Origin of the sequence: Bacillus thuringiensis (genome assembly GCF_001182785.1) — a bacterium.
Taxonomy (GTDB): Bacteria; Bacillota; Bacilli; order Bacillales; family Bacillaceae_G; genus Bacillus_A; species Bacillus_A thuringiensis_S.
This window is the reverse complement of sequence record NZ_CP012103.1, coordinates 60,588-84,455: the sequence shown is the minus strand read 5'-3', so window position 1 is coordinate 84,455 and position 23,868 is coordinate 60,588. Positions and strand designations below refer to the sequence as shown.

Here is a 23,868-nt window from a genome sequence, read left to right as displayed (position 1 = left end):
ATCAATATAGATATTACGGGTGTGCGTCATATTTTAAGAAATTAAAATACACGGTATACTTTGTTTACATATTAGTTCGGTTGGACCATCTGTCCCTAAAAAACTAATTTCTGATTAAAAGGAAGTGTATTTCATTCTAGCTTATTTTTTTGCGAACAGACTATGCCAATAAAACTGTTCGTTTTATTATTTTTCTTGTTATTCATATTGTTTTGTTCTAGGTATTGAAATACCAAAAGAGGACGGCAAATTCCTAGACACATTCTAATAATTAAAGATGCATTCAATTAGAAGGGTTCTCTATTTATAGCGAATCCTTCTGTTTTTTTTGTAGATAATGACGAATCAAACGTTTGTTTGAAAATTACGGCATGGATTTATGAGTATAGTATAGCTGGGTAACAAAAGAAAGCTGCATAATTTTAAAAAATAAGCCTATTGAGGCTTATTTGATATGTTTATTTTTAAAGACATACAATATTTTAAGCCTTTTTTAATTCATATGAACGAAAGTTCATTTCATTTTTACTCTTAAGTTTATGGGCATGTATGGTGACCTTTATTTGGAGAGCTCTTATATCAAGGTTTCATTTTTTATAAAGTGTGGCTTATTCCGGATAATTTTTCCACTTAATCTTTTGGGTGCAAAGTAAAATAATAATACTCCCTCCTAAAACAGGAATGTGGCGCATGCCTTGTGTTATCACTGGTAAATTAGTTATTTATTCATGAAGGGAATAGTTTATCAGATGAATTAATTTTAATGATGACATGCCTATTCTATCAGTATATACGGAATAAATATAGTCTTGTTTTGAAACTTAAACACAACCTATACTTATATATATAAGTTAAATATTTTGAAAAGAGGGACTTTATGAAACGAAAAATTTTAACAGCAGCATTAGTAGGTATGCCATTATGTATCATTTCAGGGAATACAGCGAATGCTCAAATCAATACTTCACCAGGAATCATTCCTGAACAATCTTCATTACAAAAATTATCTAGCTATCAAACACAGGGATCTCAGGTTGTAAATATAGACCAAGTTGTTAGAAAAGCAATCCCAGGCTATGCAAGATTTGTTAATGGATTAGGCGAAACTTCTAAAGTAGGTGTACATATCAATGATGTTAAATTTTTAGATGTAGAAGAAAAATATATAGATCCAGATTATCCTATTCAATCTAAATTAATTGGGAAAGGACCAGAAAAATTAGTTCAATCAATAGAAGAATATATATATAATGAACATCCTTCTGCTGAACTTACAAAATCCCATACGTTCCAGCATGGAATCTCAAATACTTCTACTATAACAAACTCTGTTACCCATAACCATAAAGCGGGGGTTAAATTCACTTATAAAGCGAAAGTGAATCTCCTTGTTAAAGATGCAGAAGTTGGTGGAGAAGTTGCATATGAATATACCAATTCTAATCAATCTGGAACATCTGATTCAAAAACATTTACAAAAACATTTAGTTCGACTGCATCCGCAAAATTACCGCCTAATTCAAAAGGTAAATTAGTTTCTTCTGTCTACACTACACCAGCTACATATGAAATTAAAAGCCGTAGCTTCTTTACAGGATCCGTTCAATTCTCATATGTATTAGCTAATGACCCTGGTACACTCAGAACTACAACTGTATCTTTGCATGAACTATTTTCTAGAACCGATGAACAAACTGTTGATGATATTGCAAATAATTATCACATGTGGGCATCTACATTTTGGAATCCTGAAAATGGGCAACCTGTAAATGCACTGTTATTTGAAGGTAAATCCATTTTAAACATTGATGAAACATATCGTACGGAAACACGCTTAACGGATATTAAGGGAATTTAATAAATAATATTATTAATAAACTTGAGCTATTCTAAATAATACTTAGGTGATAACGAAACACATTGCATTTTTTGAATTCGCAGAACTATTAAGTTGTATTGATTATTCTACTCTCCGAATTTTTACTTGTACTAAATTGTATTTTTACTTTTTCGAGCTCTTTTATTTTCGATTTCCAAAAATTGTGTGAGATTCTAGTATTCTTCTGCAATTATGTATGTTTATTATTTTGTTAATATGTTTATCACTATATAATAAATGGAGGTTATAAATTATGAAAAGTAAGCTTTTAAAAGGTGTACTTAGTTTTGGAATTGGTCTTGGAGTTTTATATGGTGGATCTACCGCTCAAGCGGCAACGTCCACAAATCAAAACGATACATTAAAAGTGATGACTCATAATGTATTTATGTTATTAACGAATTTATATCCAAACTGGGGACAAAGTCAGCGTGCTGATTTAATTGGTGCAGCTAATTATATAAAGGGTCAGGATGTTGTTATATTAAATGAAGCATTTGATAATAGTGCATCAGATCGTTTGTTAGAGAATTTAAAGAAAGAATATCAATATCAAACAGCTGTAATAGGCCGTAGTAACGGAAGTGAATGGGATAAAACGTTAGGAAGCTATTCATCTTCTAATCCTGAAGATGGAGGAGTGGCTATCGTGAGTAAGTGGCCAATCGTTGAAAAAATTCAATATGTGTTTGAAAAAGGATGTGGGCCAGATAATTTATCAAATAAAGGATTTGCATATACTAAAATTAAGAAAAATGATCGTTTTGTTCATGTAATTGGGACGCATTTACAAGCTGAAGATGATGGGTGTGGACAAACTACACCAGCATCTGTACGTGCAGCACAGCTAAAAGAAATTCAAGAATTTATTAAAAATAAAAATATTCCCTCTAACGAGTATGTGCTAATTGGTGGTGATATGAATGTAAATAAAATAAATGCTGTGAATAATATCAATTCAGAGTATAGGTCAATGCTTGATACATTACATGCTTCGTCACCAGCGTATACAGGGCATACAGCAACTTGGGATGCGACAACAAATAGTATTGTAAACTATAATTTCCCAAATGCTCCAGCAGAATATTTAGATTACATTGTTTCTAGTAAAGATCATGCAAATCCCGTATATATAGAAAATAAAGTGTTGCAACCAAACTCTCCAGAATGGTCCGTTACATCATGGTTCCAAACATATACGTATAATGATTACTCTGACCATTATCCGGTAGAGGCGACTCTTTTTATGAAATAGCCTAAAAAGTTTCTTCTATCCAGCAAAACACTTACAAGATATATCTCCATTTGGATGGGAACATATCGCTTTGACAGGTGACTATGTTTGGAATTTGAATTTGAAAAAAAACAAATTTTTAATAATCTAAGACCATTACACGACAAAAAATATATATTAGTAGTAAAGTAATCGGCCGGTTCCTTAACGTGTAGGGAAGCGGCTGATTTGTGTCCGAAATGGGTTCTGTTGCAAAGTTAAGAAAATATCAAAAGAGGATGACAGATTCCTAGATACATTTTCATATTTAAATATGCATTCAATTAGAAGGATCCGCTATTTATAGCGAATCCTTTTGTTTTTGTGCAAATAATGACGAATCAAACGTTTGTTTAAAAATTACGGTATGGGTGCACCCTGTTTGATATGTATAATAGCAACTCCGACCTATCAAGGGAATCCCCTTAACAGGTATTACGCCTTCGTCAAATTTTGTAAAATACGGCGTATGGATGCTAAGGTGCTAAATGTGGTTCTTATATAAATAGGAAGAAACTCAATTTTATCCTTTCTCAATATCATTCATTTTTCGCCATATGTTTTGTTTTTTCGTGCGCTTCGTACTCTTTTACTAGCTTGTAAAAAGAAGAACGCTTTATATCATATTTTCTCATCGCTCCGACCGCCGTAATCTTTCCAGATTGCCATGCCTCATATGCCTCAATGAATTGCTTCGTAATTTGTACCGGTGGTCTTCCTAAGTGTTTTCCTTGCTTCTTTGCTAATGCAATCCCTTCTGCTTGTCGTTGTTTGATATCATTCCTTTCTTTTTCTGCAAAAGCAGAAAGAATGGTAAGAGTTGCTTTTTGAACAGCCTGTTGAATGACATCATTTGTACTTTCGCCATTATAATTTACATTAATAAATGGTTCCTTAATAAACTGGAGATTAATACGCTGTGTTTCAAAATAACGAAATTCTTCAAGTACATCATTCATACTACGCCCTAGCCTCGTTAAAGAATCAAAAACAATTGTATCCCCTGTTCTAGCTAATCGTTTTAACATTTGATAATTTTCTCTTTTCATATTTTTTCCAGATTGTTTATCAATAAAAATATCTCGATCCTCTATTCCTAGATGCTTCATATTCTCAATCTGACGTTCTTCGTTTTGGTCTTTACTGGAAACCCGTACATATCCAAACTTTTTATATTGCAATTCTTTCACCTCGAACACAATTATAGCTTATTCACATCTGTAAAGGTATATAAAAATTAAAGACATCTGTAAAATAAATATACGACTTTTATGGATATGGTTTTTCCTATGTTTCTATGCGTCTGTAAAAGTGTACCTTTACGAATACATGTCTACATTAACAAGAGGTAAGAAAACGTAATGTAAATATAACAATAGGCGTAATGAACGTAACAACCCTAGATTTGACGCTAAAAAACATAGTCGCGTTAAAAAATATGTGCTATTGCATAAGTTTTAATGGCAAAATCGGACGATTGAAAAGATATAAAATCAAGTTACACTGAATGAGCAAGGGTGTGTGAGGTGATAGTGATGAAAAAAGTGCTATCAAATTTAACATTATAAGGAGGAATTAAAATGAAGGTAGAAAGCTTTAATTCAATAGAAGGAGCAAAGACAATCGTACTAGAGTGATTAAGAATAGTAAATTCTATGGTAATATAAAAATTTAAATTGATACAATAATTCTAATAGCAACGAATTCAAAACCCATTTGTAGGAGGAAATCATGTACGAATTAACAATAGGACTAAAATATGACGAGCCTTTAGATTTGCATCATAAATACAGATATGATTTTGTAGGGATTGGTTATCAAAATAATTATATTCATGGATGCATTTTTGTTTTTAGAACAATTAAAAAAGGTAAAAGTACAGGTAACGTATTAATTGATTTAGTTCACAACTCTAATATCAACGCCCTTAAAGCCCATATTCACGGTGATTGCCATTTTCATATGTTTCAATACAGAATGTCTATAAGCAACGAACCAATTAAGATTACAGATAATATTTCTTTAGAGAAAGTAAAAAATGCAACAAACGATGAATACTACGCTCTTATAAAAGAACAAAAATACAAGTTGATTAATGGTGTTCCTGCAATTGATCCGGTGCACAAACACTTCCCAGAGGTTAAATACCTGTTATTAACAGAATATCATGAATCGATTGCAAATATGGATACCCTTGAACTAGCCCCAATATTTAAGTTACAAGAAGAGCATATTTGGCATAACAATAGGTACTGGAATTATAATGATACTTCTAAATTGGATGTTGATGATAATATCCTAAATTCTTCTATAAAGTGGAGTCAAGTAAAAGAAATTATCAAAAACAAACGAAAGCATTTTGAAAAACAAAGCTCAGAAAAGACCGATCAAATCTTTGAACTAAAAAATTCAGTCAGATATCGTCCGATTGAATAATAGTTCATTTTGATAAGCCAAGCACGAACACCAAATGTTTATTGTGTGATGTAGTTTCATTGGAGTACAGATATCATTGAATTTTTACATTACTTTTTGATATCCCCTCTTTTCGAGGGGATGCTGAAAATTACCCAGAATAGAAATGGGAAGTATTAAACTTCCCTAACAACCCAAAAATCTAAAAGGATGTTGTCTATGAACAAAGGTGATGCGATTTTAAGATTGTTGATGGAGATTAAGCTTGAGTTAAAAAAAGTAAAAGAACAGATGGAAAGAATGCAAACAAAGATTGAAAGAATAGAACAACAAAATAGGAAAAAACAAATTACTAGCCAAAAGAAACAAAAATCAACTTCTGATACGAAAGATAAACGAGATTGGAAATATCCCGCTAAATTGAAATAAAGAAAAATTGAAAAATAAACCGATGTTGCTATATAATGAAAAAAGATACTATTACGAATCTATGCATCAAGATAGTAAAAGAAGGTGCGGTAAAAATGATTTTCTTATATCGATTTGATTTAAAAGATAACGGAATAGATTTTGTTTTAAATGAGAAAATAGCTGCGGATATGCTTCCAGACTATGAAGAAATGTTGAGGCCTTTAGTGGCATCTTTGGCTGAAACTTTAAGTTTTTATCGAGCTTTTAGTAAACATCCTACCATTTTGACTAGTAAAATATTAGATAATAATGAACTGGAAATTATGTTAAGTGAAGGACTAGGGCAATATATAGACGTATATACGAAGAATCAAATTATTTTTGAAAATGGAAAGTTAATCGCAGATATTTTAATAAAAGTAATGGATCACTATACATTGCATCGCTAGCAATTACTTCAGATACACGTCCAGTTTGTCTGAATAATCAGACAATAAAAGGTAGACATCTCTTATAAAGGAGATGTCTACCTTTTATTGTCCTAAAATATGGCGTAAGCCCGTAATGTCCATATTGGTAAACTTCGCAATATCTTCTATATCCATGCCATTTTTATGCATGCCTCGGATTAACTGTTCTCTTTCAGCTAATTTTCCTTTTTCCATACCTTTTTCCATACCCTCTTGAAGCCCTTTTTCTCTTCCTTCTTCGATACCGACTTCACGAGCATGTGCTAATTTGGCTTGCTCATCAAATAAAACCTTTTCTCTGGCCTCATACGCTAGGCGGAAAGAACTACTCTTACTCATGTTCTCCCATTTATGGATCGCTTTTTGTAACATCGGGTCTTGTTTCATGGCGATGTCCTCCAAAGTGTGGGTTAAATGCTCATCTTCATGTGCTGGTAACAACAGTAACCAACGAGCAAATTCATTTTCCCACGGATTAATTTTTTCTTCTCTCCATTGCTGTAGCAATTTCGGAATTTCAATGAAATGGATTTCCAAATCTTCGAGTAACACTTCCTTGTGTTGTTGACTCCAAAATTGTCCGACTGTATGCATGTCATCATATTGAGGAAAGAGATCAAAATCTAATAGATTAATCGCAATCGTTTTCCGTAAAGAACGATAGGGCATCCCTTGCTCTAATTGAGATGTATACAGTTTACTCCAATAATACAGGGAACGTTTTACTATTTCTTGTGTATTTCGTAACTGGATTTCCACGTTCACCTTGGTTTCATCTTGAAGTGTAGCTAATATATCTAGTATGGATAATTTATCTTCTTCATATTCTTTATGCAAATGTGGGTCTTCAATTTTTAAGGATACAATCGGTGTAGATAAGGATTCATGCAAGATTGCATTTAAAAAAGAAATCAGTAATTCCTCTTGTCCTTGTACACCAAATAATTGCTTAAAAGCAAAATCGACTCGTAAATTTACTAAAGGTTGATTCATAGAGTGAGTCACCTTTCTTTGTGTTTATTCTATCTCTATTGTAGCGGATACGAGAGATAAGACGCAACCTTTGAGGATTGTTTGTGATTATTAGTTATTAATTCTTACGGTGCGTGAAATTATATATTCCACTTAAACAGGTATATAGCCCTGCATAATCAGCTTGTTTTTTTCTTAATTACGTTAAACGTCTTTATTACCTTGTTTTTAGCGTTTAACATTTTTTACATAGTAATGCATTCTCTTGGTCGTCTTCTTTCTTTAAAAATTAATCTGAGCAGTCTTTTTTAAGTTTTTCACGAAAAAATAGGTGTTTTATCTGTTTTTCAAAACATAATGCATACATATTGACCTATCTGGATTAGAGATGAATCACCAAATGAGACGAACAATAGTTCACCGCTCGATGTTTCAACTCTTCATACGTGTATAACTTTTGCTTATCAAATAATTTTGGATGTTTCTTTCTATAATATCCAAACAATTCTTCTCCATTTTTCCGTATACGATACCGACGCGCTTGTCTGATTGTACCTGGTATTTCTTCAGGAGCAAACTGTTTGAGTATTTGTAATGCTTGTGAAGAAGGGATTTCTTCCCCTGTTACATAGGCATGGATAAAGATAAGTTCTTTTATTGTTATATAATTGTAATGTGAATTTCCGCTCATAGAAGAATACCCCTCCTCGGTCATTATTTTTATCCTCACATGACTAGACAAATAAATGAAGCTATCTGTTTAGCCTAGCAGTATCTTCAGGATTTGTTTCACTTTTTCATCGTCCACTCGATAAAATACTTCTAATCCTTTTCGCTCACATGCTACGACTTTATGTAATTTTAACTTGCCAAGATATTGTGAAACAGTGGGTTGTGGTGTGGCGAGATACCGTTGTAATTCAGAAACATTTAATGAATTTTCCTTTATTATTTGACGTACAATTTGGAGACGGACAGGGTGTGCTAATGCCCTTACTACTTCTGCAACACGTTCTAATTCCTTTGGATCCGTGTAAAAGGCATTTTTCATCTTTTTTCCTCTCCCATTCCCTTTATACAGAGTATTCCCTCTATATAATACATTTTTCTGTTATAGAATTTACATCTCACAAACTATCTTGCACCATTTCATTTACACCTTTATACTGAAACAAGTATACATAACAATAAGAGGTGTCTTATGAACAAATCAGAACTAATAAAACAAGTTGCAATACAATCCGAACTAACAAAACCACAAGCGAGTCTTGCAGTAGATGCAGTATTAGAGTCCATTCAACATGCACTACAAAATGGGGAACATGTACAGCTACTTGGCTTCGGCACATTCGAAGTAAGAGAACGTGCTGCCCGTGAAGGACGCAATCCACATACTGGTGAAGCTCTTACGATCCCTGCGGGAAAAACACCTGCCTTTAAAGCGGGGAAAGCATTAAAAGAAGCTGTAAAAGCTAAATAATATTTCTTTAACAGTAGCATGAATTCTAAGAATTTCATGCTACTGTTTTATTTTAGAAACGAATCGTGGAGATCGCATGTTTATATACAAGCTGTTGCTTCCCTTCAACTTCTATTAAAACAGAATAAGTATCAAATCCTCTTATCATTCCTTTTACATGCAATCCTTTTAACAGAATTAAAGTGATATCCTTCCTCTTTTGAAACGCCTCTTGTAACAATTGTTCCTGCAAAGATAGCATGTTCTTACTTCTATCCTTTTGAAATGCTTGTAATTTCGTTTCCAACGAGTACGCCCCCTGTTCTCTCATACCGTTACTTTGTATTGTTCTAATTCAGCTAACAGTTGTTTTACACCCTCTGGACTCAGTGTCAACTTTCCTCCTGCCAATTTTACATTTCTTGCAGATATTTCTCCCGTGATAGGACACGTACCATGGGATATATATTTTTGTAGAATTATCGCATCCCCTTCTACAAATATTTCTAGTGGGTCTTTTTCGTGAATGTTGAGTGTACGCCTCGTTTCCTTCGGTATCACAACTCGACCGAGCTCATCAATTTTTCGTACAATACCTGTTGATTTCATAGAAATGTCCTCCTTTTGTACACATAGAATATCTCACATCTTATGTGACCGTTTTCATTTTAAAAAAACTGCATATACTATAAAAAAGCTGATTTCAATCTGTAGAAATAGAGATGTTTTCCATATCTACATCTGATATTCTCCACTTACAAAAACAAATTGAGGAAAAAAAGAAACAACTGCGACAGTTGGTAAAGGCATACGAATATACAGACCCCATTGTTTTTGCATGTAGCGAGGAATTAGATCAATTCGTGTATCTGTTTATGCGTGATTGCTCTCCTCGAACTGTTCAATTAAAAAAATGATTCCAATTCATCAATAGAATTGGAATCTCACTATACATATGTCCTCTATATTTTACCATAACTGGACTTTATATGGACTAAACAAACCAAATTTTGCATAAAACCATGTCATTTTGTATATATTAGGACTAGAAATTCCACCCTACAACATTGATTGCCACTCTAGAATGAAGTCTCCTAACATGATTACATGTGAAATTACTACCCAGTTCCTTAACACCAGAAAAATACTACTTAACTTACAATTTTCTCTTTTGATTTGTGTGGCACCTTTTGTTTCTTTTTCATTTTCACAATATAGATTCCAACTAAAGAAATTAACATTCCCATTATCTCCACTATTGTAAGCTTCTGAGTAAAGATAAACCATGCATATATTGCAGCTACGATTGGTTGTAATAAAACTAATATTGAAGATAATGCAACATTAACTTTACCCAAACAAAAACTTAGTAGCCCTTGTCCTAAAATTTGCGAAAAAATAGCTAAGCCTATTAAGGGCAGCCATTCTGAAGAACTACTTGGGATATAAACTCCTTCTGTAAAAAGCATGGCAATGAAAATCGTTACTGCACTTCCAAAAGCACTCACAAACATAATAATACTAGCACTTACTCTTTCTCGTACTTTATATACTGTCAATAAAAAGAATGCATAGAAAAAAGCAGTTAAAAAGGCCAACATATCTCCAAATAAATTATCTGTTGTTATTACTGCTTTCCCACTAACTAAAACAATTACCCCAGATATTGTAATAATAGATCCTATGAAGAATGTACGTGTTATTTTTTCTTTAAAAATAAAAAATGAAAACGGAATAATTACTAGAGGCACCAAATTAGCTAATAAATTAGCATTTGCAACACTCGTATAATGAAATGATACGTTCCATAAAATTAAATCACCTGCTAAAAATACACCCGCTAAAAGTATTAATAGAATATCTTTCTTTGAAACTTTATTAAGTTCTTTCCATACAAACGGTAATAAAAGAGGGATAGAGAGTAATACACGATAAAAGCCTGTATTAATTGGTGGTAAATCACTTAGTTTTACAAAAATACCACCTGTTGCTAAAAAACAGATAGCTAAAAATACTAACAGTATATATTTCGTTTCATTATTTCTTATCATTTTTTTCTCCTACTGTAACCCCTACATAAAATTGAACACTTCTTTACCTGGAGACACCTCAATAAAAAACAGTAAACTAAGTATGTTCCTTAAAACAACTGTTTTAGAACATATCAAATTTATTTGGTACTGTTGGTTCACCTTCTTAAAGTTATTACTATATTTTTTAAAATTAGTTAACAAATGTAATCCGTTTGGTGATGTAACCCATTAGAAAGGATTTTAAAAGAGGAACAAACATAATATTCGCCTTTTGCTAGCCAAGCTACTCAATACATCTAACCTCATAGGGAAATACCTCTCTTAAAGTTTTCAATATACTAACATAGTACTTGAACTTATCCATAATAAACTTTTTATTATAGATGAAGAATATGTGTTCAAAGTTATGAAGGGATTACGTTTTTTATATTAATTTTCACTTATAACGCCTTATGTATCCGAGATAAACCTTCTTCTAAAGTAACCCTAGGACAGGCAATATTCATTCTAAGAAACCCTTTACCATTTTCGCCAAACATAGAACCTTCATTTAAAGCTAATTTAGCTTTTTGATACATCCATTTTTCTATATTCTCTTTATTCATTCTTAATCCTCGGAAATCCAACCAGACTAAATATGTTCCTTCAGGTTTAATTACCTTCACTTCATTTATGTGTTGCTTAAAATAACCAAGTAAAAAATTTAAATTCCCCTCTAAATAGATTAATAATTGATTGAGCCATTCTTCACCATGGGTATATGCAGCCTCTACTGCCGTTATACCAAAGAAACTTTCCGAATGTAACGAAAGCATCCTTAACTTTTTTTCATACAATTCCTTTATATGAGGATTTTGAATGATTAGGTTACATGTTTTTAACCCCGCAAGATTAAAGGTCTTACTAGTAGAAATACATGTTATACTAGTACTTTTCAATTTTTCAGAAATAGATGAAAACGGTATGTGTTTATTGCCTTTATATATTAAATCACAGTGAATTTCATCTGAAATTACAATTATATTATGTTTAGCACACAGTGCTCCTAGTCTCTCTAATTCTTGTTCATCCCATACTCTCCCAACAGGGTTATGAGGATTACATAACAACATTAATTTTACACTTGAATCTATTTTATCTTCTAAATCTTTTAGATCCATCGTATATCGGCCATCTTCTAGAATAAGATTATTCGTTACTAATTCTCTGTTTTGTTGAGTAACTACATCATAGAATGGATGATAGACAGGAGATTGAATCATCACTTTATCTCCTGGCTTAGTTAAGCAAGAGACCAAAATACTTAATGCTGTTACTACCCCTGGAGAATGTGTGATCCACTCTTTTTTTACTGTCGTTCCATGCCTTCTCTTCAGCCAATCAATTATCGAACTATAATAGGAATCAGGTATGATTGTATATCCATATACTCCATGAGTAGCTCTATTTATAAGTGCATCTACTACTGCTGGGGATGACATAAAATCCATATCAGCCACCCACATTGGCAAAATATCTTCTGTTCCAAAAAGGCTTTTGGACTGATCCCATTTATAAGATGCTGTATAAAGTCTATCGATTTGTTGATCAAAATCTAATTTCATAAACGTCTCCTCATTTTTAAATTTTCAGATATTTAAAATGTGGGCATCTTATTATCTTGTAAACTAGCGTAAGACCAGGAAGTCACCGTCTTTCCATAAGAAACCTTTTTAGGTTGTTCAGGTAGATAAAGATTTGTCATCCCCTTTTCTTTACGATATTCCTCATTATAAACTGTTTTATAATAGCGATCCCCTCTATCTGGAAAGATAGTTAAAATATTCTTTTCTTCTGAACATCTACTACTTATAAATCGTGAAACTGCATATGATGCCGCTGAGCTATTACCTGCAAATAACTTTTCACACTTAGCTAATTCTAAATTAGCTGCATAACATTCTTCATCGTTTAACCAATGAACTTCATCAATTATTGAGAAATCTACATTTTTTGGAATTACACTATTTCCATGTCCTCCTTGCAATCGCCCTGGAATATCTGGTTGATTAAAAATAACACTTCCTACCGCATCAACTGCTACAACACGTAAGTCAGGATTCGCTTTTCTTAAAGCTCGTGCCGTGCCACAAAGTGACCCCCCACTACCTACAGAAGCTACTAAAATATCGATATGTCCTAACTCTTCAAGAGCCTCATTCGCTAATGCCCCATAGGCATTGGGGTTATCACAATTTTCATACTGACGAGGACAAAATGCTTCTTTATTCTCTTTAAGAATTTCATCTAGTCTATCAAGACGAGCGCTTTGCCATCCTAATTGCGTCATTTCTGTAACTATTTCCAATTTACAACCGAGGGATTTTAATTTTGCAAGAGTCATTTGATCCGTACGCTTGTCCGTTACAATATGAACCGGATGCCCTAAATAAGTTCCAACCATTGCAAGTCCCAATGCCATGGTCCCCGAAGAACTTTCAATAATTGGAGCACCATCTTTTAAAACTCCATTCTTTTTAGCCTCTAAAATGACTTGCTTTGCGGCACGATCCTTCATCCCAAAGGGATTTAGCATTTCTAATTTTGCATAGACGTTCCCTCTAGCTGACGAATCTAATTGGAGTTTTACTAACGGCGTGTTTCCAATCGCATCTACTATATTTTCTCTTAGCATCATTACTACCTCTTTCTATTTTATAATTTCAATCTAAACTACATGTTAATAATAAAATCCCTAATACGAATTTAATAATCTTCTTTCTTTTCTAAGATTACTTCTAAAATTCCTGATAATAAGATGCATCCTCCATCTACAATGGGAATACAGCACAAGGATTGGCCAACAGCTACAAGTATTTCTCACGGCTAAACAGGGAATGTTGATAAACTCTTTCCTTTTCGCATCTCTCAAAGCACCCCTTACTGTTTTGCAGTAATTACCGCTGCTGCGTAAAGGGAAACGGATATTAATCGTTCGGAATTATTTAAATAAATCTCCCCCTCCAATTTCTAAATATATACGCTCTAAACTTTTCCCTCTCGAGTTTCTTCTTACAGAAATTTCTCCAATATCTCCAGTCTGTCTAACATGTGTACCACCGCAGGGAATAAGCATATCACCACAAATCCAATTGATTGCTTCTGGTTCCTCATTTAATGGGATATTTTTAATGGGGATATTATCTTTAACAATTAAATTTGCGAACTCTTCTACTTTATCTAACCCTTCACGATCAAGACGTTTATCAGGACTATAAAAATCAAATCGAGCTCTATCTTCTGCAATATGACAACCTTTCACATACATCTCCCCAAAAACTTGAAATGTATAATAATAAACTAAATGTGCAGCAGCATGCATTCTCATCAACATGTGGCGTCTTTCCCAATTGATTTTTGCCTTAACTTCCATTCCTTCACGTAGTCCCTTTACCGGCTCTTTTAAAATATGTGCTACTTCTGAACCAACCTTAATGATTGGAAAATTAGAGTGATAAAACAGATTTCCTCCCGTCTTTTGTGTATCAATTACTTCATTTCCTTCAATCCATCCTTGATCTCCAAGCTGTCCTCCACCTTCTGGATAAAAAATAGTTTGATCCAAAAAGATTTTATTATCTTCTATTTTTGTTATAATGGCGGTACATTCCTGAAGATATGGATCTTGGAGATATAATTTTCGAACCATTTTACACACCCCATTTAAATTTATATATGCTGCTTACCTTACTTTCTTTAGATAGTAATTTCTCTAATCGTTGCTTCTGGAAACATCATTGATATACGATTTTTTGCATTCTCAATTTTCATATCATCATTCTTATCAAACAATAAAGAAAGAATGGAACCACTATGGGCTACCGATATTCCATGTGCCCCTAATTCAGGAAAGATATTCATAATATCATTGAATTCTCTTTTAAAATGTCTACGTTGATTAACTTTGGCACTTATTGTAGTAGCACGTCCTAATAATTCAATATTTTGACTTTTAATCCCACAAGTCGCTAAGCGGTAAGCTTCCAAGACTTGTTTCATCTCCTTTGGTGTATACGGTACCCGTTTAAAATTAACTGTATCTACCGCTTCTCCATTATCAATGATAACTAAGCGCATTGACATTAAAGGTCCAATATCCTCAAGTAACCTCCCCTTAAAAAAGTCATATACTACCGATGATTGATACATTACACCATCAGATGGTTCAATAGATGTACAAATATTTGATATTTCCCAAGGTCCGATAGGATAGTTACATAGATTTGAAATAGCCCGACAAACTGCTATAATGTCCGCTGTACTACTAGCCATTCCTTTTCCTTCTATTAATTCCGACTCAATTTTAATTGTAATTCCTAGTTCTGTATCGACTATACCCAATTTTCTTAATGAGCCTACTAATATTTCAGCAGCTTTTGCAGCTTTATTTTTATACCCAGGGATTATACTTATTTTCCCTCCTCCTACAAATTTCGCTTCAGCACTAGCATATAGAGGTATAGGAAACGTAATCATAAAATTTTGATCATTAATGCAACCTTGAACGAGCTCGCCACATGTACCACAAGAGATTCCAACACCTGTTGCAGAGATAGCTTCCTTCATTATCGAATCATTTTCTCTACTTACAATCATGTATATCTCCTCCTTCCATATTTAGTATAGTAAAATTGGTTGGTTACAAAAACAGCCAATTGGTTGTTTTTATATCCAGCCAATTCGTTATAATTGAAATAGTTAAAAAATAGGGAGGCATTTTTATGGAATGGAAGTTAGATAATGACTGCAAAATTCCGATTTATCAGCAAGTTATTGACTTTATTGAAAGACGCATTACATACGGAGAGCTCCCTCCAGGTAGCTTCCTCCCTTCAGAACGAAAATTAGCTACGCATTTACATGTAAACCGAAGTACAGTAACGATTGCTTATAACGAACTTCGCGCTATGGGAATTGTAGAAAGTACAACCGGTAGAGGTACACGTGTTAGTACACATATGTGGGGCGTTTCTCCTACATTAACGCCAAACTGGAAAAGTTTCGTGGAGGGTGGTACTTTTTCGCCAAACTTACCGTTACTTCGCCATATTCGGGCACAAGTACAGCAAAATGAAAATATGATTGATTTCGCAAGCGGAGAGCTCGGCTGTAATCTCTTTCCTCATGAACAGCTACAAGCCATTCTACGTGAACAGCCGTTAACACAATCATTAAGTTATGATCACCCGCAAGGCTATCTTCCGCTAAGGCAAACGGCAGTACAATATATGAAGGACTATCTAAAAATTAAAGCGACCGAACAATCCATTATGATTACTTCAGGTGCACAACAAGCACTTCACCTTATCGTACAATGTTTATTAAATCCAGGTGATGCTGTCGCCTTCGAAAGCCCTTCACATTGTTATTCATTACCGTTATTCCAATCCGCAGGTATTCGTATTTTTCCATTGCCTGTCGATGAGCACGGTATTAACCCAAATGACGTGCAAGAATTATATAGAAAGCACCGTATTAAAATGATATTTTTAAATCCAAATTTCCAAAATCCTACTGGAACAATGTTACGTCCAAACCGTAGAAAAAAACTGTTATCACTTTGCGCAGACTTACGAATTGCGATTGTCGAAGATGATCCATCCAGTTTGCTTACTTTAGAAAAGAAGCAACCTTGCCCTACTTTAAAATCCATTGATGAAAACGGAACAGTGATTTATATACATTCCTTATCAAAAATGATTGCGCCAGGTCTACGCATTGGCTGGCTTGTCGCTCCTCAGTCTGTAGTAGAACGATTAGCAGATGCACGCAATCAAATGGAGTTAGGAATGAGCATATTTCCACAGTGGCTTATACACAATTTTTTTGAAACAATACCATTTCAGTCTCATATAGAACCTTTACGAAAACAGCTAAAAGAAAAAAGAGACATTATCGTACGTGCACTGAACGAACAACTACAAGATAAAATCTCTTTCTCAAACCCTAACGGCGGTATGTACATATGGGGGAAATTAAACAAACCTATTAATGAAAAACAACTTATTATGCAAAGCTTAAAAAACGAAATTGCCTTTATGCCAGGAAGTATCTTCGGTGCAAAAGATGGTTACATTCGTTTATCTTATGGGAAAGTGACTAGTTATCAAATTGAAGAAGGAATTTCTCGTTTGCGTGAGGCGATTGCTATTTGCGAGGAGTAATACGGAGACTTCCACTCACTCCGCACAATATTTAAAGTATCACTATAATCCTCTTAAAAATGAGCATATAAAATAAACTCTAACGGGTTTCATTTTTTTACTTTTGCAGCTTTCTTTTGTTTTCTATATTCACTATACTCGTAGATAACACACATAATATTAAAGATAGTTTTCTTCTCATATCAATGAGATTTCCGGCCATTTTATCTTTAAATAGGGCTAGATTATCTTGAATTATCCCAATTGCGGTTCTATTGCAAAGTTCAAAAAAGTATACGTCTGCTTACAAAATATGATTATAGTTTAAATAGCTATGTATAATTGCTGTAATTCCTTGTACGTCGAAAAAGAGAAGTTTGGAGTGAACTTCTCTTTTTCTTGTATAGCTTCAATAACACATTTCAGAGGCTTTATATCACTAAAAATTAGCGAACAATAAGAAGCAAATGTTAAAAAATCTCTTAAGATTTTTTAACATTTATTTTTGGGTATTTCGGTATCTTTACTCACCCTTATGAAAAGATAATAAGCTTAATTTATAAAAATTTTTAATATAATGTTCAAAAGTGTATTTTGTTGTACATCTAAAAATATGCGTTGTAGATGTAATTACTATTCAAGTGTATTTTTTTAATCAAACGTTTGTTTAAATCCCTTTGGTCATAGGCAGAGTATGTATCTAGTAATAGTATTCCCAATTTAGATAAATCATCTTATAGCCATTGATTCTCCTATTTATACATATAATATTCTTTATATCGTTCGAACTTCGTTTTTTTTGTTTTTGGTGATATTATGGATGACTTTACTGATTTAGATGGTGCTACTTGCTTTGGCATTTGTAATACACCACGTTTCTTAAGCTCTCTATACAAGCTACTCACATTACATCCAACTATTTTTGCAATAGTTGGGTATTCCGTTCCTTGATTAAATAATTGTACTGCTTGTTGGCATTTTTCATCCCATTTTTCTTTTGGCGTTTGTACTTTTTTTGTTCGTTTTTTAGCTATATTTTTTTCTATTTTGATACAATCTCTTTCTATTATACACTGCTCGGCACCATACTGTTCTGCTTTTACTTGCCGCTCACAATGCTCATCCTGTAAGCGTATCATTTGTACTCTTTTCGCAATTTCTCTCATGCTGCATTCACCTCATTTCGTTTGATGCATTTCACAATTGTACGCATCCTACTGAATTATCTGTAATTCCTGCTAGTTTTTCAGATAATTCTTATAAGAAGGCCATTAATGCTCCCGTTTCTTATCCCTTCTATGACAGCTTTTATCCCACTATTTACAAGCCGCGCTGATTTAGCTGTTTACGCAAACTACTTACATGACACCCTAATTGGTGTGCAATTTTTTTATATGTATATCCTTTGCTTCTTAACTCGAGCGCTTGCTGGCAAATATGATCCCACTTCCTTTTTACTTTTTTTTTCGGTTCCTTTTCATCAAAAATTAATCCAGTTCCTAATTGATATATTTCTTTTCCAATCCTACAATCATCAATACAATATGTGCGCACACTATTATGATACTGACACCCCATACAATGCTGATCTTGCATATCTAAAATGCGAATTCTCGTTTCTCTTTTATTCATAATTCCAATTTCCTCGGTATATATAGTTGTCTTTATTATACCGTTAATGATAGCGTTTTCTAAAATTGGTAGATTTGAATTAGTCTATCCTTTTTTGAACCTACACCCAAATAATCCTACAATTCCCCTCATCAAAATGAGTCATTTAATCCAAATTTTAGGAATTAATAGGTATACAAATATTGTTAATTAGGTAAAGTTATAAATGAAAAAGAGTATGGCTTCCTTTTTAATGATGACTGCAACAAAACCTCTTTAAATCTTTATTAGGGGTAAGTTTTAATGAAAAACTCATATTGGTTATAGTTTTACATAATTGTAAACCATAGTAAATTGATATTTTTCGTACTGAATATTCTTAACATTAATCCCATCTATATTCATCAACAAACAAAACATTGATTTCATCTGTAAAAATAGAGTAATAGCAAGCTCATTAACTTCGCCATATCCTGTAATAAAATGAATATAGCTAATTTTTCAATGTCTGTTCCATTCTAAAAATCATCCACTATCTAAATTTTTCTATTTAGAATACCAAAAGAGGCATCCGAAATCGTCAGCCTTTCTCAATCCCTGAAAAGAGAGCTCACTCCTGTTAGAACACGACAATTTTTATTCATTTTTCAAGGTAATAGAAATCTTGAATCTAAAAACATACAAAGTGAATACAATTCTGTTTCCTACAATTACTTACTCCATTACTGGTTTAATAGTAGGTATTACAGCAATTGGCGGAATGGAGAAAGTCCAACCTACTGAATATATATTTAGTTTTTCACCTAGTAGGCCTCACCATACATGCCCATCAACTTAAGGGGGATACAGAATGAACTTTGGTGCATTTGAACTAACCTCTCCCAAAATGAGGGCAAGTTATTAAAAATAAGCACACGAAATAAACCCTAACGGGTTTCATTTTTTCTTATGCAGCTTTCTTTTGCTTGCTACATCCACTATACTCATAGATAACACCCATAATATCAAAGACGGTTTTCTTCTCATATCGATGAGATTTCCGCCCGTTTTTCTGTAGTAGGTGGAACAGGCGGATCAGAAGCTTTGTTACTTCTTGGGTGTTTTTCTGTATGGCTTGATAGAGGAGAAGTAGATGATCTTGGATCATTCCGATCGCTTTATATTCACTTAATTCTTTTTGCTTCTTCTGTAACAAAAGTTGGCGCATTTTAAACATGGTAGAAGAACATAAGAAAATAGCAATCAGTTTCCCGTATAAATGGCACTCTATTCGTTCTTGTTTAACAGTGCGACAATGATCTATATCAAACAATGATTTCCACGTTTTAAAAACAATTTCGATCTGCCAGCGTAAAGAGTATAGTTCATGGACTTGCTTCATCGAAACCCACTCCCACGGAGAGTTAGTTACATATACATTCAGCCCAGATAATATTTTGCTTTTTTTCGAATACGATTTTCCTTTTTTCTTTTCACTTTCCATTTGTTTTTTTCGTCGTTCTCGTAATTGCTTTTCTGTTAGACGATACAGAACGAGTCGGGCAAACAAAACTTTTTGATCTCCCACATAAACATTTCCTACTTCATAGGTTTCACCAGGTAATAAGCGCTCTATCATCATTTGTAAATTGATTTTTACATATTCTGTCTGTTTTTTGATTGCACCATTATGAAAAAATGCCGGATTAGGATTTTTGATATATACATTTGTATTTAACTTTAAACGTGAAATAAAATATGCCCCCCGTTGATCCATTTGACCTAAATCCTCCAATGAAAAATACCCTAAATCACGAATACATAAATCGCCTGGTCGTAACGTATCTAAACATTCCGTTCCGAATGTTTTATCATTATTTTTTCCAGGACCCACTTGGAAATTAAGAAATTGTCCATTATGTAAATCATATTCTAATTGAATTTTAATCCCAGCTGTTTGCGCACAACCACCTGAACCAGGATATATATGCTCCAAAGTATTTGGTACCTGAAACATGGTGGCATCCATGATGCGAATGCGTTGAAAATGAGCAAAAAGTTGATTAGAAATGTGAGTTTGCTCTCAGATTTTTTGTTGTAACAACAAAGCGAAGATATGTTTTAAAAATAACACTGATTTTTCATTAAATCGTTTATTTAAGCCCTCTGGGCTAAGTACAGTACCTGTAACTGCGTGAAGCCTACTACATAATCGGACTAAAGGATCACTGGCAACTCTTTGGCTAATCCAAATACAAATGGTAGCTAAATCTGATCCTGAAAATTTTCGTTTTCTCTTTACAAACTTAATCTCTCTTGCCAGTTCTTCCAAAAATTCAGGTGTGATATAGCGCTGCAATTCTTCTGCAAATGGTTGTAACTCTTCTTGAATCGAGAGATTCATAAAAAAACAGCACCCTTTCTCATTTATATTATTTAAGAAAGAATAACTTTTTTTGTACTTGGGGGTAGTAAAAATCCTTAAGTTGATGGGCATGGCCTCACCATACCATTTCGGGAAAATTGTACGTTTAGACACAATTTGGACACAAACTAGCCGGTACCTTGTACGTTAAGGAACGGGTTAGTGATTTTACTGTTTTATGGTTGTAATTTAGTTTTTTTCCAATCCCAAATACTATCTCCAGTAGTTATGGGGTACGGAAACATCACCATCAAGCTAAAGAAAATCAAATACAGAAAGATGTTAAAATTTCTTTCTAGCAATTCAATAAAAGAGCTGTATCGAAAATGATAGCATACTAAATAACCATTACGAGCTAAAAATTAAAAATATTTCATTTTTTATTTTGATAGATGTTGTTCGTATGCAATACCTGAGATATCAAATACAGTTTTCTTATGATAATGATGTGATTTTCGTCCATTTTTATCAAGTAAAGAAAGCTTTTCTTTAATTGGTTGAATTAATCTTGTATTTGCTATTCAAAGAAATTGTAAAGAATGAATCTAATAAATGCTCATAAATTGTATCTTATTTTCGTTTTGGAAATATTGTGAATCGTTCTTCTTTGTTTGATACTTTCTTGGAATTTAAAAAAGGTTTATTTCACCATAATTGTGCTCTATATCATCAATTTTTGGTTCTATATACCAAAAATTGTGGTATACTTACATATATACGATTTATGTGTGTAAAATGGTTGCTTTACTAGTCATACATTCAGGAAAAAGAGGCCCGTTCTAGTACTAGAACGGGCCTCTTTTTTTTATTTGATTTGTACTTTCACTTATATAATCAATCAGAATTTGAATCGTATGAACAGATACCTCGTCAGAAATTTGAATAACGAATTTCTATTCAAGATTCAACAACATTCAAATCAAATCAGCCTAAATCGTTCTGTAAAGGAGTATTTTCATTAATCAATATTAGGAAAATGATCTAGAATATATCAGTTATTTGTAAAGTTTATGTTATGATATGCAATAGATTTTGTGAGTAGGTTTTTATTTTCCGCAATGATGTTGATTCTTATTTAGAATCGTTAACGGTTATATCCTTGATTACATGTACAGCCAGAGTTATGCCCTTGGTTACATGCACAGCCGGAATGCAGGTCATCATTGTATGTATAATTTTGATTATACATACTATTAGAGTCTTGGTTATAGTTGTTTGTATACCCTTGATGATACACATCGCTCGTATTCTGATTATAATTTCCATTATAACTTTGCTCATACATATTACCCGTGTGCGGGTTATTATTGCTAGTATACCCTTTCATACAAATCAACTCGATGCTATCTATATAAAACGTACCCTCGGTTTCTCCCATCTCTATTCGTACACGATCACTTTCCGGGAATACTTCTACTGTTTTTGTCATATATCCTTCTTCACAAGATGTGAACTTCAGTGTTTCTTGATTGCCATTACAATCCATCATCGTTACATACCCTTTTCCAGGCCCTTCTTTTTTGGCAATCACACGTAACATATATCCATGATGATCTTGAGCATGCAGATTCTGAGATACCCCCGCACTCCAATTTGATAGAACTAATACAAAAGCTCCATCCATTTGTTGTACTGCTGCCTTTCCTGTTGCGTGCCATCCCGTTAATCCTTGTGTAAAGTCACCATTTGTTATGACATTTCGTGCATCATATAAATGGTATGCCTGCATGATACGCGCGTTTAACCCTTGGTATACATCATAGTTCATACCTGGAGCATCCGGTAACCAAGCATGGTATACATAGGGAATTGATTGTACGAACTGATCGGCATTCTTAATATGACCTAAAGTAATATGATAATGTAACTCGCCTCCTTGTGCATTTGTGAATAATGCATCTACTGCTTGTTTTGCTGGATCATAGGCTTGTTGTGTTTCCATTCGCTTTTTCTCCATGTGTTGCTTCCATTTCTTTTCCTTATGTTTCACATGTGCCAATGCTTCGTCTGTTAGTGATCCTTCTTCAATGACTTCTAGATTCCCTACTGTAGCGTATCCATCTGGATTAGAAATTTTAAATAAGACTAAAATACCTACGTTTGTATTTGTATCTAATTCTCCGGTGTCAATATGAAAATCAAATGGATGGCGATCATGACACTTCACATGTTTTTTAACTCGGTCTGACGGGCATGCATACATCTCAGAAGCATATCCATCTGGATACCCTTGGCTCACATACTGTGACGCTGATTCACAGCGATAATCCCCACATGAAGGGTTAGGCTGCATATAGGCCAAATCATCTGGAACATCCATAATGGCGTCAATTTCTTTCCCGTAACGGGTTACCACTAATTTTAGATCTTTACTACTTCCCACAAATCCTCTTACTCGATAACGTGTATAGGCTTTTAATTTAGATTCATCAATTTTTTGATACACATATGTTGGAAACACTTCACCTAAAACATCTCTTGCCCCAAACATATGAAGGTACTGCCCTTTAAAAATGGAACTATTCTTTCCAATTTCAATCGTATAACTTGTTTTCCAGCCGTTTGATGCATCTTCAAAATCACCATTGTAGAGTAAATTACGAGATTGACTGAGTTGTTTTGCCTGTTTTACTTCATCCCATAATATCATTTTTTCCTGTGGATTTTGTTCATTAGACATGCATTCTATAGAAATGGCGGCTTGATCTATTTCATAATCTGTCGTTTCTAGTTTTAATGTATTTTTCATCGTATTAATA

Annotated in this window: 22 protein-coding genes and 2 pseudogenes; 8 read left to right on the top strand and 16 right to left on the bottom strand. The window is 33.5% G+C overall.

The annotated features are described in order from the left end of the window. The first annotated feature begins 877 nt into the window (after positions 1 to 877). Both AC241_RS31910 and sph read left to right on the top strand, forming a co-directional pair. Complete coding sequence (locus AC241_RS31910; RefSeq protein WP_050845726.1) at positions 878 to 1,858, top strand: hypothetical protein; 981 nt, start codon at positions 878 to 880, stop codon at positions 1,856 to 1,858. A 274-nt stretch (positions 1,859 to 2,132) separates the two neighbouring features. Beyond that, positions 2,133 to 3,134, top strand: coding sequence for a sphingomyelin phosphodiesterase (gene sph, locus AC241_RS31905; RefSeq protein WP_050845725.1), 1,002 nt, complete (start codon positions 2,133 to 2,135; stop codon positions 3,132 to 3,134). 557 nt (positions 3,135 to 3,691) lie between these two features. Here sph and AC241_RS31900 read toward each other — a convergent pair. After that, positions 3,692 to 4,333 carry a recombinase family protein gene (locus AC241_RS31900; protein ID WP_050845724.1) on the bottom strand — a complete coding sequence of 214 codons (642 nt, stop codon included), beginning with the start codon at positions 4,331 to 4,333 and terminating at the stop codon, positions 3,692 to 3,694. A gap of 550 nt (positions 4,334 to 4,883) precedes the next feature. On the opposite strand from AC241_RS31900, the gene AC241_RS31895 reads away from it, so the two are divergent. The 3 genes from AC241_RS31895 to AC241_RS31885 all read left to right on the top strand — a co-directional run bounded on the left by AC241_RS31895 (position 4,884) and on the right by AC241_RS31885 (position 6,427). After that, a complete protein-coding gene (locus AC241_RS31895) occupies positions 4,884 to 5,588 on the top strand; it encodes a hypothetical protein (RefSeq protein ID WP_050845723.1) in 705 nt (234 codons plus the stop codon). Between the two features lie 198 nt (positions 5,589 to 5,786). After that, positions 5,787 to 5,996 (top strand): hypothetical protein, encoded by a 210-nt coding sequence (locus AC241_RS31890; RefSeq protein ID WP_001032323.1) that lies wholly within the window; start codon positions 5,787 to 5,789, stop codon positions 5,994 to 5,996. A gap of 95 nt (positions 5,997 to 6,091) precedes the next feature. Then, complete coding sequence (locus AC241_RS31885) at positions 6,092 to 6,427, top strand: hypothetical protein (protein ID WP_050845722.1); 336 nt, start codon at positions 6,092 to 6,094, stop codon at positions 6,425 to 6,427. Positions 6,428 to 6,511: 84 nt separating this feature from the next. Here the strand turns inward: AC241_RS31885 and AC241_RS31880 are convergent, their stop codons facing one another. From AC241_RS31880 to AC241_RS31870, 3 genes are all read right to left on the bottom strand, one after another. Next, positions 6,512 to 7,441: an Rpn family recombination-promoting nuclease/putative transposase gene (locus AC241_RS31880; RefSeq protein ID WP_001075554.1), complete on the bottom strand. Its 930-nt coding sequence runs from the start codon at positions 7,439 to 7,441 to the stop codon at positions 6,512 to 6,514. A 361-nt stretch (positions 7,442 to 7,802) separates the two neighbouring features. After that, complete coding sequence (locus AC241_RS31875; RefSeq protein WP_000016447.1) at positions 7,803 to 8,111, bottom strand: hypothetical protein; 309 nt, start codon at positions 8,109 to 8,111, stop codon at positions 7,803 to 7,805. Between the two features lie 69 nt (positions 8,112 to 8,180). After that, positions 8,181 to 8,471 (bottom strand): ArsR/SmtB family transcription factor, encoded by a 291-nt coding sequence (locus AC241_RS31870; protein ID WP_050845721.1) that lies wholly within the window; start codon positions 8,469 to 8,471, stop codon positions 8,181 to 8,183. Positions 8,472 to 8,621: 150 nt separating this feature from the next. On the opposite strand from AC241_RS31870, the gene AC241_RS31865 reads away from it, so the two are divergent. Further along, positions 8,622 to 8,900 (top strand): HU family DNA-binding protein, encoded by a 279-nt coding sequence (locus tag AC241_RS31865; protein ID WP_001043043.1) that lies wholly within the window; start codon positions 8,622 to 8,624, stop codon positions 8,898 to 8,900. A gap of 52 nt (positions 8,901 to 8,952) precedes the next feature. On the opposite strand, the gene hfq is transcribed toward AC241_RS31865, so the two are convergent. Further along, positions 8,953 to 9,186: an RNA chaperone Hfq gene (gene hfq / locus AC241_RS31860; protein ID WP_000448511.1), complete on the bottom strand. Its 234-nt coding sequence runs from the start codon at positions 9,184 to 9,186 to the stop codon at positions 8,953 to 8,955. A gap of 20 nt (positions 9,187 to 9,206) precedes the next feature. Next, entirely contained in the window at positions 9,207 to 9,488 is a 282-nt protein-coding gene (locus AC241_RS31855; protein ID WP_050845720.1) for an AbrB/MazE/SpoVT family DNA-binding domain-containing protein, read from the bottom strand. 113 nt (positions 9,489 to 9,601) lie between these two features. On the opposite strand from AC241_RS31855, the gene AC241_RS34185 reads away from it, so the two are divergent. Beyond that, the gene (locus AC241_RS34185) at positions 9,602 to 9,796 is read left to right on the top strand and encodes an aspartyl-phosphate phosphatase Spo0E family protein (RefSeq protein WP_224414040.1); all 195 of its coding nucleotides are present in this window, start codon (positions 9,602 to 9,604) and stop codon (positions 9,794 to 9,796) included. Between the two features lie 234 nt (positions 9,797 to 10,030). Here AC241_RS34185 and AC241_RS31850 read toward each other — a convergent pair whose 3' ends face one another. The 5 genes from AC241_RS31850 to AC241_RS31830 form a co-directional block, all read right to left on the bottom strand. After that, on the bottom strand, positions 10,031 to 10,930 hold the full coding sequence (locus tag AC241_RS31850) for a DMT family transporter (protein WP_050845719.1): 900 nt from the start codon (positions 10,928 to 10,930) through the stop codon (positions 10,031 to 10,033). A gap of 422 nt (positions 10,931 to 11,352) precedes the next feature. Further along, positions 11,353 to 12,516, bottom strand: a complete 1,164-nt coding sequence (locus AC241_RS31845; RefSeq protein WP_050845718.1) for a MalY/PatB family protein — start codon at positions 12,514 to 12,516, stop codon at positions 11,353 to 11,355. A 32-nt stretch (positions 12,517 to 12,548) separates the two neighbouring features. Next, complete coding sequence (locus tag AC241_RS31840) at positions 12,549 to 13,586, bottom strand: cysteine synthase family protein (protein ID WP_050845717.1); 1,038 nt, start codon at positions 13,584 to 13,586, stop codon at positions 12,549 to 12,551. 306 nt (positions 13,587 to 13,892) lie between these two features. Then, positions 13,893 to 14,600, bottom strand: a complete 708-nt coding sequence (locus AC241_RS31835) for an alanyl-tRNA editing protein (RefSeq protein ID WP_050845716.1) — start codon at positions 14,598 to 14,600, stop codon at positions 13,893 to 13,895. Between the two features lie 47 nt (positions 14,601 to 14,647). After that, positions 14,648 to 15,547, bottom strand: coding sequence for a GHMP family kinase ATP-binding protein (locus AC241_RS31830; RefSeq protein WP_050845715.1), 900 nt, complete (start codon positions 15,545 to 15,547; stop codon positions 14,648 to 14,650). Positions 15,548 to 15,672: 125 nt separating this feature from the next. Here AC241_RS31830 and pdxR point away from each other — a divergent pair, with 125 nt between their 5' ends. Beyond that, positions 15,673 to 17,115 (top strand): MocR-like pyridoxine biosynthesis transcription factor PdxR, encoded by a 1,443-nt coding sequence (pdxR, locus tag AC241_RS31825; RefSeq protein WP_050845714.1) that lies wholly within the window; start codon positions 15,673 to 15,675, stop codon positions 17,113 to 17,115. Positions 17,116 to 17,846: 731 nt separating this feature from the next. On the opposite strand, the gene AC241_RS31820 is transcribed toward pdxR, so the two are convergent. From AC241_RS31820 to AC241_RS31805, 5 genes and pseudogenes are all read right to left on the bottom strand, one after another. Continuing rightward, positions 17,847 to 18,260 carry a helix-turn-helix domain-containing protein gene (locus tag AC241_RS31820; RefSeq protein ID WP_050845713.1) on the bottom strand — a complete coding sequence of 138 codons (414 nt, stop codon included), beginning with the start codon at positions 18,258 to 18,260 and terminating at the stop codon, positions 17,847 to 17,849. Positions 18,261 to 18,414: 154 nt separating this feature from the next. Beyond that, complete coding sequence (locus AC241_RS31815; RefSeq protein ID WP_050845712.1) at positions 18,415 to 18,726, bottom strand: hypothetical protein; 312 nt, start codon at positions 18,724 to 18,726, stop codon at positions 18,415 to 18,417. 693 nt (positions 18,727 to 19,419) lie between these two features. Beyond that, positions 19,420 to 19,512: pseudogene (locus AC241_RS35615) on the bottom strand (DUF3221 domain-containing protein); the annotation flags it as partial. Between the two features lie 139 nt (positions 19,513 to 19,651). Then, a pseudogene (locus AC241_RS31810) lies at positions 19,652 to 21,088 on the bottom strand (IS4 family transposase). 1,105 nt (positions 21,089 to 22,193) lie between these two features. After that, positions 22,194 to 23,858: a pesticidial crystal protein gene (locus AC241_RS31805; RefSeq protein ID WP_230690659.1), complete on the bottom strand. Its 1,665-nt coding sequence runs from the start codon at positions 23,856 to 23,858 to the stop codon at positions 22,194 to 22,196. Between the last annotated feature and the right edge of the window lie 10 nt (positions 23,859 to 23,868).

Excerpts from the sequence above, each read along its gene's own strand:
- AC241_RS31805 (WP_230690659.1), bottom strand. The coding sequence starts at position 23,858 with ATGAAAAATACATTAAAACTAGAAACGACAGATTATGAAATAGATCAA.
- sph (WP_050845725.1), top strand. The coding sequence starts at position 2,133 with ATGAAAAGTAAGCTTTTAAAAGGTGTACTTAGTTTTGGAATTGGTCTT.
- AC241_RS31885 (WP_050845722.1), top strand. The coding sequence starts at position 6,092 with ATGATTTTCTTATATCGATTTGATTTAAAAGATAACGGAATAGATTTT.
- AC241_RS31870 (WP_050845721.1), bottom strand. The coding sequence starts at position 8,471 with ATGAAAAATGCCTTTTACACGGATCCAAAGGAATTAGAACGTGTTGCA.
- pdxR (WP_050845714.1), top strand. The coding sequence starts at position 15,673 with ATGGAATGGAAGTTAGATAATGACTGCAAAATTCCGATTTATCAGCAA.
- AC241_RS31820 (WP_050845713.1), bottom strand. The coding sequence starts at position 18,260 with ATGAGAGAAATTGCGAAAAGAGTACAAATGATACGCTTACAGGATGAG.
- AC241_RS34185 (WP_224414040.1), top strand. The coding sequence starts at position 9,602 with ATGTTTTCCATATCTACATCTGATATTCTCCACTTACAAAAACAAATT.
- AC241_RS31910 (WP_050845726.1), top strand. The coding sequence starts at position 878 with ATGAAACGAAAAATTTTAACAGCAGCATTAGTAGGTATGCCATTATGT.
- AC241_RS31850 (WP_050845719.1), bottom strand. The coding sequence starts at position 10,930 with ATGATAAGAAATAATGAAACGAAATATATACTGTTAGTATTTTTAGCT.
- AC241_RS31830 (WP_050845715.1), bottom strand. The coding sequence starts at position 15,547 with ATGATTGTAAGTAGAGAAAATGATTCGATAATGAAGGAAGCTATCTCT.
- AC241_RS31880 (WP_001075554.1), bottom strand. The coding sequence starts at position 7,441 with ATGAATCAACCTTTAGTAAATTTACGAGTCGATTTTGCTTTTAAGCAA.
- AC241_RS31840 (WP_050845717.1), bottom strand. The coding sequence starts at position 13,586 with ATGCTAAGAGAAAATATAGTAGATGCGATTGGAAACACGCCGTTAGTA.
- AC241_RS31835 (WP_050845716.1), bottom strand. The coding sequence starts at position 14,600 with ATGGTTCGAAAATTATATCTCCAAGATCCATATCTTCAGGAATGTACC.
- AC241_RS31845 (WP_050845718.1), bottom strand. The coding sequence starts at position 12,516 with ATGAAATTAGATTTTGATCAACAAATCGATAGACTTTATACAGCATCT.
- AC241_RS31890 (WP_001032323.1), top strand. The coding sequence starts at position 5,787 with ATGAACAAAGGTGATGCGATTTTAAGATTGTTGATGGAGATTAAGCTT.
- AC241_RS31865 (WP_001043043.1), top strand. The coding sequence starts at position 8,622 with ATGAACAAATCAGAACTAATAAAACAAGTTGCAATACAATCCGAACTA.
- AC241_RS31855 (WP_050845720.1), bottom strand. The coding sequence starts at position 9,488 with ATGAAATCAACAGGTATTGTACGAAAAATTGATGAGCTCGGTCGAGTT.
- AC241_RS31815 (WP_050845712.1), bottom strand. The coding sequence starts at position 18,726 with ATGAATAAAAGAGAAACGAGAATTCGCATTTTAGATATGCAAGATCAG.
- AC241_RS31875 (WP_000016447.1), bottom strand. The coding sequence starts at position 8,111 with ATGAGCGGAAATTCACATTACAATTATATAACAATAAAAGAACTTATC.
- AC241_RS31895 (WP_050845723.1), top strand. The coding sequence starts at position 4,884 with ATGTACGAATTAACAATAGGACTAAAATATGACGAGCCTTTAGATTTG.